Source organism: Pantoea sp. 9140 (assembly GCF_000745295.1).
In the GTDB taxonomy this organism is placed as follows: Bacteria; Pseudomonadota; Gammaproteobacteria; order Enterobacterales; family Enterobacteriaceae; genus Pantoea; species Pantoea vagans.
This window is the reverse complement of record NZ_JQNO01000001.1, coordinates 219,190-233,520: the sequence shown is the minus strand read 5'-3', so window position 1 is coordinate 233,520 and position 14,331 is coordinate 219,190. Positions and strand designations below refer to the sequence as shown.

The window sequence follows — 14,331 nt, the reverse complement described above, 5'->3', positions numbered from 1 at the left end:
GATACAGGGGGCTAATTCATTTTACTTCAAGCCAAGAGTGAATGCGGTCCCATGCTAATTCAGCTATTCTTACAGTTCTTTTTTCAATCAAGTCATTCGTCCAGTCGCCTTCAACTGTAGCTACAGCTTTAACGAGCGGCAGATATCTTGATTCAGCTAGTAGATCGCTAGTAGATTGAGAGAGTGAAAGACCCTGTTGCCCAGCTTGAGCGATTAAAGGTTCAAGTTCATCTGCTGTATCTGCAGAAAGAATTTTATAAAATAATTTTTTTCGTGCCCATGAACCATTTTTTAGGGACGAATTTTCTCGAGAAGGTAATAGAGTAAGATTCCCTAAACGGTCTATTAATTCTTGGTCTTCATAGATTTTTTCAGACCATCCTTCTGATGACCTCTCCTGCGGTGCAATATGTTCAATAGTTTGAGACTGATCACCTTTCCAATTCTTAATATCTAACATTGGAAGGACCCCCGCCCTTCCTGCTGTAGTTAGGCCCGGTATAGTTTTATCCTCAACGCTATCATGAGCAGCAGCAAGTAATATAAAACGAGTTATTTCCTTTTGATTTGAATAAGCAGGAATTTTTGATACAGCTTTAACCCACTTTTCTTTATTTCCTACATCGCCCTCTCCATCAAGTATTTGTAAAAAAGCCTTCTTCAATAGATTGACATCTAATATAGATCCAGGGTCTGGCTCATCAATTGCTCTTGCCAAAGCTTTTAAGCCAACTTCAGGATACCCAGTAACCATTAACTTTCTGTAATGAGCATCTAAGTTTTCAGTTGTACGACGTGATGAACGCCATAGAACTGAAAATGCAGTGATAGCTTTTACGGATTCAATGAAGCTATTGATAGCGTGAAGCCTGTTTTCTGCCGATGCTCTTCTAATTTCAGAATAGAATCGAACTAATAGCCCTATAGTTATTGTGTGATTGAATTTACGCAGCAGATCTATACATAATATTACTTCATCTGTTTCAGCTTCTTCGGCGGAATTGATGGTTGTTGTGGTCGACTTATTGTCAGGCCAAGAATATTTTACAAATAAAGCTGCGTGGGAAAGGTGTCTGACAAACTCTTGTTGTTGTTCTAGGCCGGATAATTTTTCGAAATTATCCTTTAAAAATCTTCTTTGTTCACTTAGACGTTTAGAAAGTTTTTCTCCTTTTTCTGCCAAAGCAAATGATACTATTAATCTACTGGTTGCTTCTTGTTTTTCATTAGACTTACCAGTGCTTTCTAAATAATCTTCTATTACTTGAACATATTGATGAGACTTTGAGCGTTCATAACCGCAAAGCTTTTCAACATTAATTATTTTTGGTTTGAATGTTTCGAATGCAGTTAAAGGTTCCCCCGTAGTATTTAATGATTCAAACATATCAAAAGCATAGTCCTCATTTCTGGCAGTAACGATAGTGATAGCTACACGATCGAGAACAAAGTTTGCGAATAAAATGAGGCGAGTAAGTTCTTCAAATTGTGAATCAACTTTAGAAGAAAGTTTATCTTTGACAAATTCAGGAAGCTCAGATTTGAGAAGAATATTCTGGAACTTTAATTCTTCTAATATCGTATCAATATCTGGTAATTCTAACTCAGAATTATCTTTTTTATCATATTGACAAATATTTTTCACTAGGGAATAAACTACTTTACGACCTTCTGATAAAGGTTTATATTTACTGCCATTATCTGATTCACTTTCTGGAATTTCATATCTAAAATTTTTCTTAGTTTCGTCCCTTCCATACTTTCCATACATGTGTAAATAATGGCCAATAGCAGATTTATAGCTTGCCTTATCTTTTTTTCGAGACCAAGAATCATCATATGCTCTTATCATTCGTGGATAAAATTGAAAATCACCATCTCCATAATCTTTATTTTCTTCAAACGTCTTTGCTAACCTACCCGTTACTTTCATGCATTCTTCAAAAAGCCATATATCGGCATCGCTATTTTTAGTGCTTTGTTTTATTGATCTGATTTTTATTTCTTCATGTAGAACTGTATTAACTAATAATAACGTAGTTAATCTTTGCTGACCATCAATAATTGTCATCACTCTAGATGGAACATCACCTTTAACAATAGGATCAACTGTTACGAGATTTGTATCGTGTATTGCAATAATAGTCCCTAAAAAAGTTATTGCATCTTCTCTGTTTGTTAGCATCGTAAATCCATGACATATGTCTTCTATAAGACGAGTGATCTTAGATTTATCCCAAGAGTATTGTCGTTGATATGCAGGAACATACAACCCTTGACCATTCTCACATAGATACTCCCAAACACTTTTCGGTTGGGCTCCAAAGACGTCTTTAATTTCCATTTAACACCTTGAAATTTATATGTTTATTATTAGCAGATCAATATAATAGCACAATATACATACTAGTTGTAAATCAAATCAACACATTAACAGACTTAAAATGAAATCTTATTAATTACAATATGATTTATAGCGCTTTTATGATTACTAGACTAATTTTTACCATAAAGTATTATGTTTAATAATTTTAAATTCTGCCACTACGCTCCAGTAATAATTCTGACATTGAAATATCACATAAAAGCCTTTAAATCACTTATATATGATAAATTAATGGGTTAAAACAGATTGAATGATAAAAATGAAGTTCTTTGTGCTCCTTAAACAAAAGGCACAAAAAAAGCCGCCCTTAAGCGACTTTAATTTGCATATCTGGTGCCGAAGGCCGGAATCGAACCGGCACGCCTCGCGGCGGTTGATTTTGAATCAACTGCGTCTACCGATTTCGCCACTTCGGCACTGAAGGGTATGCGGAAAACGTTGAGGATTATACCGTTACCCCCTGTTTCCGCAACCCTTATCCGCAGGTGAAGGTGCAACTGCTGAAAAAAGCGTCTTTTGGGTTCTCAGGGACACTGTATGACACCATTGTCAGAAATTCTTCACTCACCATCGACCGCTGCAAAGCACTCACGTCACCCATCAAGTTTCACTGGCATAACAAAAGCTCTAACCCGATACAGCCTTCACATCCGTTACCAGCGTCGGCAGATCCCAGGTGCCGCCCGCATGGATATAACGGCACATGCCAGTCCCACCGTCATAGCTTTTGCGGAAGGCCTTGCCGTCCCATACCCAGCTTTCCTGGCTCATGCAGTCACCGATGCCGCGGCCTTTCTGCACACTGGTGATCTCGCCCTTGTCGTAATCTGACCCGGAAATGGTCACCAGCTCAGGCTTGCCTTTGAGCTGGTTATCGATGACCCAGTAGCCATATCCTTCGTTATAAGCGGCTCGCCAGCAGAGCGCCGAAAGCAATGCGTGTGTGTCATCCAGTGGTGTAAGCGTGAGTCCGTCGGTTTCCGGATCGCTGTTTTCTGCAGGTGAATACAGGCTATCGCACGTGTCATCGTCATTATGATTGACTGTTGCAAGCAGGCGGGTTTTCAGTGCGTCGCTTTCCGAAGCGGTCAGCAAACGGGGTTCGCCGCCGAGGGTTTTAGCCGCCTGAATAACCGGTGCGGGCACAGCTTTAACCACGCTGCTTTCCGGCTTATTGCCCTTTTTGGTGAGCGCACCTGGCGTGCCGATACGGCCCTGCACGTCGTCCGCTTTCAGCAGCACGGCATACGCGCCTTCGCCGGAAAGCTGGAATGGCTTGGTACCGCCTTTGAACTCGACTTTACCGCTGCCTTTCACGGCGCTGATTACCGCAGAGGTCTGACTGGCCGACATTCGCCAGTTGTCATCAGCCGCCACCAGATCGCCAGCGGATTTCCCATCGATCCACAGCGTCAGCTTTTCCGCCGGTTCACTGTCATCTTCGGTGTCGCCCAGCGTCACTTCGCCCACTGTCTCCATTCCCGGTCCAGCGGCACGGGTGAGCAGGATGGAGCCGGAGGGATCCTCTTCTTTGGCATAACCCGCAATGCGGCAGGTCCGAGTGTTATCACAGACAACTTCCCAGTCTTTATGCTCAAGCGTTTTTCCGCTCTGGGCGGCCTGAGCCGGCAGGGAAAGCGCCGCCAGCACGAAAAGCATCGGTTTACAGTTCACTTTAATCCCTCAGGTTTTATTTCTGTCCGGCCTGCACAGGTAGCGCCTGATTATATCGAAGAGAATTTGACGTCGTTATCCGTTTTTTCTCCCTTCCACACAACGCAAAAGAGCCAACCTCGCGGTTGGCTCTTTCTTGCATCTTCAGCATCGGGTATCAGCGATACCCATCAGCGCCTGTTGTTGTCAGGATAAGCGCCTCAATGCGAATGATCATGCAGCTTATGCTCTACCTTATCTTTCACTTCGCCAGCTTTGTCCTTCACTTTCTCAGTCAGGCTCTCTTTGTGGTCGCGGTTATGCGCTGCTGGTGACTGCGAAGCGGCGGCAGGTTTCACCCCTGCAGTTGTACCCGGCAGTTCGCTCTCCAGACCACCTCGTGCATGGTCGATGTCCACTTCCTGACGACGCACCGTGTCATTAATGGTCTCAGTACGATCGCTGCCGTCTCTACGCACCACCACTTCTTCTTTCACGTGGGTCGTTTTGTTAATCACCGGCTGTTCGTGAGTCTCGGCAACTTCGACGGTTTTCTCGGACCAGTCCACTTCACCAGCCAGCGCGGGTTCGCTCACCGAGCGGCGGAAGATGTCAGCGTGCTGCTCATGCAGCGAGATATCTTCAGAGACGGTATCGGTCACGGTATAGCGTCGTACGCGAGTCGAACCTTCGCTGACCAGGCGTTTACCCACTTCCACCTGCTCTTCGGCCAGACGCAGAATATCTGCTTCGCTCTCATCACCGGTCAGTGAGGTGCGTAATGGCTCAGCCGGGCGGTCATTGGTCTCACCGGCAAACTGCTTGCCTGCGGTCGGGTTGATGCCCGGCGCGGTGGTGCCGTTCCCGACTGAACTTTGCATACGTGACGGCACATCCACTGAGTCATGAGAATGGAGAATCGTCATGGCGCGGGCCAGCTTCTCTTCCTCGGTGCGGATGGTCAGCACGACGCCGCCCTTGTCCATTGCCCGGGTGTATACATCCGCCTCATCTTTATCGACGTCATGCCCAAACAGACGCTGCCACAGGCTCGGATGGCGAATCGACTGCCCTTCCTGCTGCAAACGTTCTCCACTGATAAGACTGATGTCCCGATCAGAAAAGCCTGCTTTCACGAGATTTCTTTTCGCGGCCTCTGCCTGAATTGCAGAATCGAACAGTGTTACGATTTTTTCCTGTGCCATGATAGGTTCCTCTCTGTTAGCTGATTTGATCGTCATCTCTCTCAACGTTCACCTGCTGCTCACGTCGGGTCACCACTTCCTGAAAAGGAACATTCTCCTGCACTTTTCGGATGTGGATTTCCTCTTTAAGCACCAGCTTTCTGACGATTTGGATTTCTTCCTCTACTACCGGGACAATCAGTACACCGTTCTCTTCCCTGATTTCGGGCATCGTTTCAACGGGCTGCGCTTTTGCTACATGCTCAATCTCAACCTTCTCCCGGTTAAGCAGCGTACTGATGACCTCGTCATGCTCAGTTGTGGAACGGGTAACGCGGACATGTCCATCCACAATCTTTTGCTTCGTCAGGGCTATTTGCTCTTCAGCGAGTTTAAGCGTGACCTCTGCATTATTATTGTGCTCTGGCTGTCCAGCCATAATAACTCTCCCGTTAATTTAAATATCGGCCACGACTGCCTGACACAGTGATTAATCATGAACACCCTCGCGATTTTCGCAAGGCGGGATAATAAAATTTTTTGCGGGCCCGATTTAATTACGGTACGAAAAATCCCGCCAAATCTCTTTCATCACCGCTACGCTAAAAATAAAAACCCCATATAAAACTGAAACTTGCGAAGAAGTAATTGCGAAGGTAAATATTAATACTGCAGACATAAAGACTTATAAAACTGCTTATAGAAAAGCGAAAATTTTAATTCAGACCAGGACAATTCCTGATAAAAGTGGCGAGAATATTAAAGAATGTTTCAGTGGGATAGCTAATTAACGCACCAGGGTGAATCACCTCACGAAATAATAACACCCGTGCTCATCCGAATATTTAATCGCCTTTATTACAGAAGATTCCCAAAGCGTTATTTATGAAGGAAGTTCAGGAACTTTCTGCTCGTCAGACTCTCTTAGCAAAACTGAATACGCAGATACTGAGGTTAAGATGAAACAGGCACAACGCAGTGCATGGATGTTGGGCATGGCGGCACTTCTGGTGGCAGGCAGTGCATCAGCGGCAAGCTGGCAGGATCAGCTGAGCAGTGCAGCATCGCAGCTCAGCCAGCAGAACAACGGCAGCACCACCAGCACCACGCAGCAGAATGGCGGCATGTCGCTTTCTACTATTACCAGCATGCTGGGCGGCGGCGACAAAGCGGTCAGCGCCAACAGTATGACCAATGCGGCCGGTGTAATGCAGTATTGCGTCGAACACAACGTGGTGAAAAATAATGTGCAGTCGGTGAAAGATCAGGTGCTGAGCAAGCTCGGTCTGAACACCACTACCGCGCAGGAGCAGAAAACCGACTACACCCAGGGCGTGGCAGGCCTGCTGAATACCGGGAACGGCCAGCAGCTGAATCTGCAAAGCCTGAGCAACTCGCCAATGGGTGAGAAGCTGAAAACCAAAGCCTGTGACGTGGTCCTGAAGCAGGGCAAAAACTTTATCTCCTGATCCCTCTCCTCTTCTCTCCCCTCTCTTCTCAGAGGGGAGCGTTAAACCCCGCTTTGCTGTGATGCCTGACATTCCCTTAACCTGGGGTTGAGCGCTATAGTGTTGTTTTGGTTTCTACAGGACAGCACGCATGAAAGGCATCAACATCGCACTTTACTTCGACCCCGATCAGATTCAGGCCTGCGTTCATGAACAGGACGACAGCTATCTCAGCAAAAAATTCGAGTATGACGATGGCGTGATTGAAGAGATCTACCAGTGGCTGGAGCAGTACGAACCTAAACGCACCCACATCTGCCTGATTGAAAACGAAACCGCCGAGTTGCTGGCCGATGAGCTGGTCGACAGCGGCTATCGCGTCCATCAGGTCACTATGCATCAGCTGCTGAGCTGGTTTGCTACCGAGCCACCATCCACGCCAGACGGTACGCCGATGCGCGCGATGCTGCGCTTCCTGGAAGATGAACATCCGCGTGAATATGAGTCGCGCACGCCGCAGACCGAAGCGCTGATGGAGATGTTCGACGAGCTGGATGCGCTGGAGATGGTCGATGACGGCGATGACGAAGACACGCTGCCAGGCGATCTGCTGCGCGCCATGAAGAAGCACAAAATCACCGCCAGTGCTGCGGCCCAGCGCCTGCTGCCGGACGTCAATGAGCGTATCCGCGAACATCTGATGCAATATCCCGAACTGATGACGCCGGAAATCCTGCAGGACTTCTTCCCGGAGCTGTTAGAGGCGCTGGAGCGCCCGAAACACTAATCAGGGAGTTCGGACATGCTGGAGCTGATTAAAGCGATTGGCCTGGGGCTGGTAGTGATCCTGCCGCTCGCCAATCCGCTCACCACCGTGGCGCTGTTTTTAGGTCTGGCAGGTGAGATGAACTTCCAGGAGCGCAACCGCCAGGCGCGCCAGGCTTCCATCTACGTTTTCGCCATCATGATGGTGGCGTGGTACGCGGGCAGCGCGGTGCTGAACACCTTCGGTATCTCTATACCAGGTCTGCGCATGGCGGGCGGTCTGATCGTCGCCTTTATCGGCTTCCGGATGCTGTTTCCGGCGAAGCCGGCGGGACATTCGGTAGAAGCGAAGCAAAAACTGGATGAGCAGGAGGCAACCAAAGAGCCGGTGAACATCGCCTTTGTGCCGCTGGCGATGCCAAGCACGGCGGGACCGGGAACCATTGCGATGATCATCTCTTCCGCCTCAACGGTAAGAAGCGGCGTCGATTTTCCCGCCTGGGTGATCAGCGTGGCACCGGTACTGACTTTCCTGCTGGTGAGCCTGATCCTGTGGATCTCGCTGCGCAGTTCGGGGGCCATCATGAAGCTGGTGGGCAAAAGCGGTATTGAGGCGATATCGCGCCTGATGGGATTTTTGCTGGTCTGTATGGGCGTGCAGTTCATCATTAACGGCGTGCTGGAAGTGGTACGCACCTTCCATTAATCCGGGTTTTCCCCTCTCCGGACAGGCAGAGGGGAAAGCGCGATTACTTCAGCGTTTTACGTACTTCAGCAACCTCATCTTTGCTCACCGCAGGCGCGGTGTTGCTCCAGCCCTGACGAATAAAGGTCGCCAGCTGCGCGACTTCATCATCATTCAGCCGCTGGGCAAAGCCCGGCATCGCCAGTTTAGACGGCGCTTTCTCGGTAGAAGGCTGCTGCGCGCCGGCCAGAATGGTGTGGATCAGGCCGGTTGGATCCTTCGCATTGACGATAGTTGCGCCATCCAGCTCCGGGAAGATCCCGGGTGCGCCTTTGCCGGTCACGAAGTGACAGGCACCGCAGTTATCCAGATAGAGACGCTCGCCTTCGCTGAGGTTCTTCGCGGCGGTGAGTTTCGCTTCCGTTGCCTGCTGCGCCTGCACGTTGAAGGCCTGCAATGGCGGATTGCCGCCCAGGAACTTCAGGTAGGCCGCGATAGCTTTGAGATCGGCATCGGTCATGTGTGAGCTACTGTGCTCAACCACCGAGGTCATCTCGCCGCCGACTGCCGCTTTATCGTTACGGCCGGTCTGCAGGTAATCGATGATTTCCTGCTCGCTCCAGTGTGGCAGGCCACGCAGTGACGGCACATCCCAGTTGTTCAGGCTGCCGCCCGCCAGGAATTTATCGTCACCGCTATCCAGCGCTTTCTCGTTCATGCCCAGACCGCGCGGCGTATGGCAGCTGCCGCAGTGACCCAGACTCTCCACGATATAGGCACCGCGGTTAACTTCGGCTGATGCACCACCAATCGGCTGGAACGGCTTATCGGACGTGAACGCCCAGTTCCAGAACCGCATGCCCCAGCGCTGGCTGAACGGGAAGCTCAGATCGGTTTCGGGTGGCTGTTCGGCACTCGGCTGCACGCCTTTCATAAAGTAGACGTAGAGCGCGTGCATATCGGCATCGCTGATTTTGGCGTAGTCAGGATATGGCATCGCCGGATAGAGATGCGATCCGTCCGGTAAAACGCCCTTGCGCACCGCGTCAGAGAACTGCTGCTCGCTGTAGTTGCCGATACCGTGCTGCTTATCCGGCGTGATGTTGGTCGAGAAGATGGTGCCGAGGTTCGACTCAATCGCCAGACCACCCGAATAGGCCGGTTTGCCGGGCAGCGAGTGGCACGCCATACAGTCGCCCAGCCGCGAGAGATACTCGCCCTGCTTAATCAGTTGCGCTTCATCTTCGGCGTGAACCGGCAGCGCAAATCCGCTGGCCAGCAGCACCGCGTTGGCAAAAATAAAAGACTTCAGTTTTAGCTTATTCATGCGCTTATGCCTGTACCAGTGGGCCGGGATTTTTCAGGTAGTGATCTTTAATCGCCTGCGCCGCCATCAGGGTAATCGCACCGATGGTATCGGTCGGGTTCGCCTGGAAGTTCTGCGGGAAAGCGTTGCCGCCGGGCACAAAGACGTTATGCACATCCCAGCTCTGCAGATACTTATTCAGCGCCGAGGTTTTCGGGTTATCGCCCATCACTGCACCGCCCACGTTATGGGTAGAGACATACTTGGTGATATCGAAGTCCGCGCCCATCGGCAGGAAGCTCATGCTCATGCTGTCGGGGTTCAGCTCTTTGGCGATGTTGCCGACGATGCCTTTCAGATGCTGCTGAAGCTTCAGCTCATTCTCTTTCCAGTTAAACGTCATACGCAGCAGTGGCAGGCCACGGTGATCGTTGTAGTTCGGATCGAGATCCAGATAGATGTCGCGATAAGACTGGCAGGTGGTGGTGATGCTGATCTTCATCGAATGGCCGTACCACTCTTCCAGACCTTCCTTGTAGCCCATGCCCCAGGTCGGCGTGCCTTTTGGCAGCGCGGTGCTGATCGGCGTGCCGGTTGCCTGCGAGCTGTGGATCTTCGCGCCGCCCAGGAAGCCGAGTGAAGGACCGTCGAAGTTGCCTGGCGAGATATCGTTAAACATCTGGCCGGTCGCGCCCGCAGTCGCATACGGATTGAAGTTTTTATCTTTGAAGAACAGCGTTGCGCCGCCGTTCGACAGGAACGCGTAGTTACGGCCGACCACGCCCTCTTCGGTAATCGGGTTGTAAGGCTTGCCGATGCCGGAAAGCAGCATCAGACGCACGTTGTAGAGCTGGAAGCTGCTCAGCACCACGATTTTCGCTGGCTGGAAGCACTCGTTGCCCTGTGCATCGATATAGATCACGCCTTTGGCGGTTTTCTTATCATCGTTCAGCACGACTTTGATCACTTCCGCGTTCACTTCATAGGAGAAGTTCGGCATCCGCTTCAGCGAATCCATCACCGCGGTCTGCGGCGACGCTTTGGAGTAGTTCAGGCACGGATATTTACTGCAGTAGCCGCAATAGTTACACGGTGCGATCTGGTTGCCGTACGGGTTTTTCCACGCACGCGACACACAGGCTGACGGGTTCGGGAACGGGTGGTAACCGAGCTTCGTCGCTACCTCTTTGAACATCACGTTGTTCAGCGTGTCATCCAGCGCGGGCAGCGGATAAGGCTCAGAGCGCGGGCCTTCAAACGGATCGCCGCCTTCCAGGATTTTGCCGCGCAGGTTGCCGGTGTTGCCCGACTGGCCGCAAATCAGTTCGAATTTGTAGTAATAGGGCTCGATCTCTTCCCAGCTGAACGGGAAGTCCATCACCCGCATATCGTCCTGCAGAATGCCGGGCTTGTAAGCCTCGTCGACATAGCTCTTGAGTTTGATATCGGTCGGCGTCGGACGAATCAGTACTGCCGTCCAGTGCAGGCCGGAACCGCCCACGCCGGTACCCGGTGCGAACGCGCCCCATTTACGGGTTGGCAATGCCGTCTGGCTGCTGTTGTAGCGCACGGTGACCGCCACTTCGGCGGGTGTCGCAAACACTTTGTTGCGCACCGCGTAGGCATATTCATCCGCCGGTTTCGGGTAGGCGAATTCGTCATAATCGCGATCGCCGCCGCGCTCCAGGGCGCGCACGTCCAGACCTGCCAGTGCCAGCTCGATGCTCATCAGCGAGCCTGCCCAGCCGAGGCCGCAGACCACGACGTCGACTTCTTTTTTAGTAACCTGTGCCATGATAATCCTGTTTACCTGATGTGGAAGCGCTTATGCGCGTTCACCTTTGATGCTGACCGGGCCGAGTGGATAAGGAACGTTATGCTGTTTCACCCATTCGGTGAAGCTGGCACGCGCGCCCGGGAAGCCGATGGCGATCCAGGCTTTCATGCCTTTATTACCGCCGTACATCGGGTCGGCCAGGTAGCCATGCTTGGTATCGGAAAGCAGCTGGCTGAAGAACTGGGAAGGCTTCAGATCGGCTTCGCCCAGCGCGGCAAAGTCGATCTCGTTTTTGTTGACCTGGGTCAGCACCGCATCTTTCTCTTCCAGCGTCAGCGCATGAAACGCTTTCTGATGCGTAGTCTGCGACCACTGATTGATCAGCCGGATACCGGTCTGATACATCTGCTGGGGACGGAACGGGATCTGATAACCCATCGTGGCGGGTGCTTTCGTGTTGAAAGGTCCCTGCATATAGATTTCGCTGCCAAACGCTTCGCTGTGCAGCTGCTGATCGATAAAGATCGGCACGTTAGTTTCCAGCGCGCCTGGCGCTTTGCCTTTGCCGCCCGCCGGAATCAGGCGGTCGGTGGCAGCCAGAATAAACTGCCACTCATCGGCACTAAAAAAGATCGGTTTGTAATCGGCTAACTCGGGGGCGGCCATCTCTGCAGCCTGTGCCGCAGTCATGCCTTTCAGGACCAGCTCACTTAATGGCAACGCCAGCAGTGAACCGAGCAAAAATTTACGCCTGGTGGTGGGTTTTTCTAAAAGCATATCCGCACGACTCTCATCTGCTAAATACCCGCTTACGGTGTTATGACGCTGAAAGGCCTGGTGCAGGCAGGAAACTCCCCGCAGGGATGAACGCACACAGCACAGACAACGGCAGAACAGCGAAGGCAGGTAGAATTATGGTTCGGTGACTAACGGAACATATCGGTTAATAACCTGGCAATATTAGGGATATAACTATGTCTGAATGTAAAAATTGAATTTAAAATGTGTCGCAGTGAAAGTTTATCATGGTGTTGCGGAAGGGTTGCGGATAGGTAAAAGATTTACAGCGCGGAAATTGCGTCTAAAACCGCATAAACATCGGGTATTTAGCCTTTTTAACGCAGGAGCGACGGATATTATTTTCTCCCTGTCATCATCACGCAGAATAACCGATAAAAAAATATCATACTTCCATACCAGAGAATCATTCTCATCGTTAACACTATAGTGACTTTGATGGTCATACAATCAGACAGTGCGCAAATTGTGATCGCCCGAATAAATCCTGTTTTATTCCGCCTGCTTTAAAATGACGCTGAAATAATTACTGACGGACATTATCTTAATTTGTCTTTTTGCCTGAATAACTAAGCATGTAATTGTGCAAAGCTCATAACAAACCGGCATTTTGAGATTATCCAGTGCCCGATAGAGTAGAGCGATCAACGACTCAGGATAACTCTCGATGCGCAAAACGCTACTCTCACTCTCTTTATTGACTACTCTGGCACTGATTCATCCGGCACAGGCCGCGACGCCTGCCGACACGCTGGTGGTCGCCGTGCCACTCGATGGCATCATCAGTTTCGATCCGGCGGAGAGTTTTGAAACCGTCAGCAACAGCAGCCTGCGCAATATCTACCAGACGCTGCTGGAGCCGAATCATCAGAACCCGCAGCAGCTCTCGCCACTCGCCGCCACACGCTGGCAGGCCGGAAAAACGCCGCACAGCCTGGTGTTTGACCTCAATCCGCAGGCCCATTTCGCCAGCGGTCATCCACTGACCGCCCAGGATGTGGTCTTCTCCTTAACCCGTGCGGTAAAACTCAACAAAGCGCCCTCTTTTATCCTGGGGGAGTTTGGCTGGAAGCCCGAAAATATCGATCAGCAGTTCACCGTGATCAACGACCACCAGCTTGAGCTGCGCTGGCCCGCTGAGATCGGCAACGATCTGGCGCTGCGCCTGCTGACCGCACCGGTCGCCTCCATCGTTGACAGTAAACTGGCGCAGGAACACGTCAGCAACAATGATTACGGCAATGCCTGGCTGAAAACGCATTCGGCTGGCAGCGCAGCATATGCCATCAAACAGTTTGTCCCGCTGCAGGCGCTGGTGCTGGAAGCTAACCCTTACAGCACGCAGAAGCCGCATCTGAAGCGGGTATTGCTCAAGGGCGTAGCCGATGCCGGCAGCCGCCGACTGCTGATTCAGCAGGGTGATGTGGACGTCGCCTATCAGCTCGGTCCGGATCAGATTGCCGCGCTGAAAAATGTGGCGAATGTGCGGGTCGACGCCTTCCCGTCCAGCCTGATTTATTACATCGGCCTGAACACCCAAAACCCGCAGCAACCGGCGCTGAAGAATCCGGCGCTGTGGCAGGCGGCTCGCTGGCTGGTGGACTATGACAGCCTGGCAAATCAGCTGCTGAAAGCTCAGTACCGCATCCATCAGAGCTTCCTGCCGGATGGCTTCGATGGTGCACTGAACACCACGCCGTTCCATTACGATCTGAAAAAGGCACAGGAAATCCTGCAGAAAGGCGGCATCAAACCGGGCACCCACATCGCGCTGACGGTGGTGAACCAGCCGCCTTACATTGATGTGGCGCAGGCGCTACAGGCGAGTTTTGCCAAAGCGGATGTGCAACTCGATATCCAGCCGGTGGCAGAATCGGAGCTGTGGAGCAAAATGCGTAGCCGCGACTTCCAGGCAATCTTCACTTACTGGGGCGCGGACTATATCGACCCTAACACCAATGCCAGCACCTTTGCTTCTAACGTGCCAGGCGGCGGCAAAACCCTGGCATGGCGTGTCGGCTGGACCATTCCGGAGCTGAGTGCGCAGACCCGCACCGCCGCCGGAGAGAGCGATGCGGCTAAACGCCGTAGTCTTTATACCGGGCTGCAAACCCGCATCCAGCAGGATTCGCCATTTATCGTACTGTTACAGGGCGCGACCCAGGTGGCAGTGCGCAGCAACCTCAGTCACCTGCAACAGGGCATCGGCGTCAGCCTGCTCAATTTCGAAGAGGTGCAGAAGTAATCCCGCGTTTCAGGCCGCTGCTCTATGGGCAGCGGCCGCGTTTTTGACGAATTGTTCTCCTCCTGTCTATGCTCCGCTTGCTAT

11 protein-coding genes and 1 tRNA gene are annotated in these 14,331 nt (G+C 51.1%); 4 read left to right on the top strand and 8 right to left on the bottom strand.

Annotated features, from left to right (window positions below; genetic code table 11):
• Nucleotides 1–16: 16 nt before the first annotated feature.
• The 5 genes from FA92_RS01035 to FA92_RS01015 form a co-directional block, all read right to left on the bottom strand.
• The gene (locus FA92_RS01035) at nt 17–2,344 is read right to left on the bottom strand and encodes a DUF262 domain-containing HNH endonuclease family protein (RefSeq protein WP_033781735.1); all 2,328 of its coding nucleotides are present in this window, start codon (nt 2,342–2,344) and stop codon (nt 17–19) included.
• 373 nt (nt 2,345–2,717) lie between these two features.
• Nucleotides 2,718–2,802 (bottom strand) — tRNA-Leu (locus FA92_RS01030).
• A gap of 211 nt (nt 2,803–3,013) precedes the next feature.
• Entirely contained in the window at nt 3,014–4,045 is a 1,032-nt protein-coding gene (locus FA92_RS01025) for a DUF1176 domain-containing protein (protein WP_033781733.1), read from the bottom strand.
• 215 nt (nt 4,046–4,260) lie between these two features.
• Complete coding sequence (locus FA92_RS01020; protein WP_033781732.1) at nt 4,261–5,244, bottom strand: YsnF/AvaK domain-containing protein; 984 nt, start codon at nt 5,242–5,244, stop codon at nt 4,261–4,263.
• Between the two features lie 16 nt (nt 5,245–5,260).
• Nucleotides 5,261–5,662 (bottom strand): DUF2382 domain-containing protein, encoded by a 402-nt coding sequence (locus FA92_RS01015; protein ID WP_033781730.1) that lies wholly within the window; start codon nt 5,660–5,662, stop codon nt 5,261–5,263.
• Nucleotides 5,663–6,182: 520 nt separating this feature from the next.
• Here FA92_RS01015 and FA92_RS01010 point away from each other — a divergent pair.
• The 3 genes from FA92_RS01010 to FA92_RS01000 all read left to right on the top strand — a co-directional run bounded on the left by FA92_RS01010 (nt 6,183) and on the right by FA92_RS01000 (nt 8,142).
• Entirely contained in the window at nt 6,183–6,692 is a 510-nt protein-coding gene (locus tag FA92_RS01010; RefSeq protein ID WP_013359966.1) for a DUF2501 domain-containing protein, read from the top strand.
• A gap of 130 nt (nt 6,693–6,822) precedes the next feature.
• Complete coding sequence (locus tag FA92_RS01005) at nt 6,823–7,458, top strand: hypothetical protein (RefSeq protein WP_013359965.1); 636 nt, start codon at nt 6,823–6,825, stop codon at nt 7,456–7,458.
• Nucleotides 7,459–7,473: 15 nt separating this feature from the next.
• The gene (locus tag FA92_RS01000; RefSeq protein ID WP_033781729.1) at nt 7,474–8,142 is read left to right on the top strand and encodes a MarC family NAAT transporter; all 669 of its coding nucleotides are present in this window, start codon (nt 7,474–7,476) and stop codon (nt 8,140–8,142) included.
• Nucleotides 8,143–8,185: 43 nt separating this feature from the next.
• Here FA92_RS01000 and FA92_RS00995 read toward each other — a convergent pair whose 3' ends face one another.
• From FA92_RS00995 to FA92_RS00985, 3 genes are read right to left on the bottom strand one after another with little or no spacing between them, the layout of a single operon-like run.
• Nucleotides 8,186–9,448 (bottom strand): cytochrome c, encoded by a 1,263-nt coding sequence (locus FA92_RS00995; RefSeq protein WP_033781728.1) that lies wholly within the window; start codon nt 9,446–9,448, stop codon nt 8,186–8,188.
• A 4-nt stretch (nt 9,449–9,452) separates the two neighbouring features.
• On the bottom strand, nt 9,453–11,222 hold the full coding sequence (locus FA92_RS00990; RefSeq protein ID WP_033781727.1) for a GMC family oxidoreductase: 1,770 nt from the start codon (nt 11,220–11,222) through the stop codon (nt 9,453–9,455).
• A 30-nt stretch (nt 11,223–11,252) separates the two neighbouring features.
• On the bottom strand, nt 11,253–11,981 hold the full coding sequence (locus FA92_RS00985; RefSeq protein ID WP_033781726.1) for a gluconate 2-dehydrogenase subunit 3 family protein: 729 nt from the start codon (nt 11,979–11,981) through the stop codon (nt 11,253–11,255).
• 688 nt (nt 11,982–12,669) lie between these two features.
• Between FA92_RS00985 and FA92_RS00980 the strand changes: the two genes are divergently transcribed.
• Complete coding sequence (locus tag FA92_RS00980; protein WP_033781725.1) at nt 12,670–14,247, top strand: ABC transporter substrate-binding protein; 1,578 nt, start codon at nt 12,670–12,672, stop codon at nt 14,245–14,247.
• Nucleotides 14,248–14,331 lie beyond the last annotated feature (84 nt).

Excerpts from the sequence above, each read along its gene's own strand:
- FA92_RS01025 (WP_033781733.1), bottom strand. The coding sequence starts at position 4,045 with ATGCTTTTCGTGCTGGCGGCGCTTTCCCTGCCGGCTCAGGCCGCCCAG.
- FA92_RS01010 (WP_013359966.1), top strand. The coding sequence starts at position 6,183 with ATGAAACAGGCACAACGCAGTGCATGGATGTTGGGCATGGCGGCACTT.
- FA92_RS01005 (WP_013359965.1), top strand. The coding sequence starts at position 6,823 with ATGAAAGGCATCAACATCGCACTTTACTTCGACCCCGATCAGATTCAG.
- FA92_RS00980 (WP_033781725.1), top strand. The coding sequence starts at position 12,670 with ATGCGCAAAACGCTACTCTCACTCTCTTTATTGACTACTCTGGCACTG.
- FA92_RS01015 (WP_033781730.1), bottom strand. The coding sequence starts at position 5,662 with ATGGCTGGACAGCCAGAGCACAATAATAATGCAGAGGTCACGCTTAAA.
- FA92_RS01020 (WP_033781732.1), bottom strand. The coding sequence starts at position 5,244 with ATGGCACAGGAAAAAATCGTAACACTGTTCGATTCTGCAATTCAGGCA.
- FA92_RS00995 (WP_033781728.1), bottom strand. The coding sequence starts at position 9,448 with ATGAATAAGCTAAAACTGAAGTCTTTTATTTTTGCCAACGCGGTGCTG.
- FA92_RS01000 (WP_033781729.1), top strand. The coding sequence starts at position 7,474 with ATGCTGGAGCTGATTAAAGCGATTGGCCTGGGGCTGGTAGTGATCCTG.
- FA92_RS00990 (WP_033781727.1), bottom strand. The coding sequence starts at position 11,222 with ATGGCACAGGTTACTAAAAAAGAAGTCGACGTCGTGGTCTGCGGCCTC.
- FA92_RS01035 (WP_033781735.1), bottom strand. The coding sequence starts at position 2,344 with ATGGAAATTAAAGACGTCTTTGGAGCCCAACCGAAAAGTGTTTGGGAG.
- FA92_RS00985 (WP_033781726.1), bottom strand. The coding sequence starts at position 11,981 with ATGCTTTTAGAAAAACCCACCACCAGGCGTAAATTTTTGCTCGGTTCA.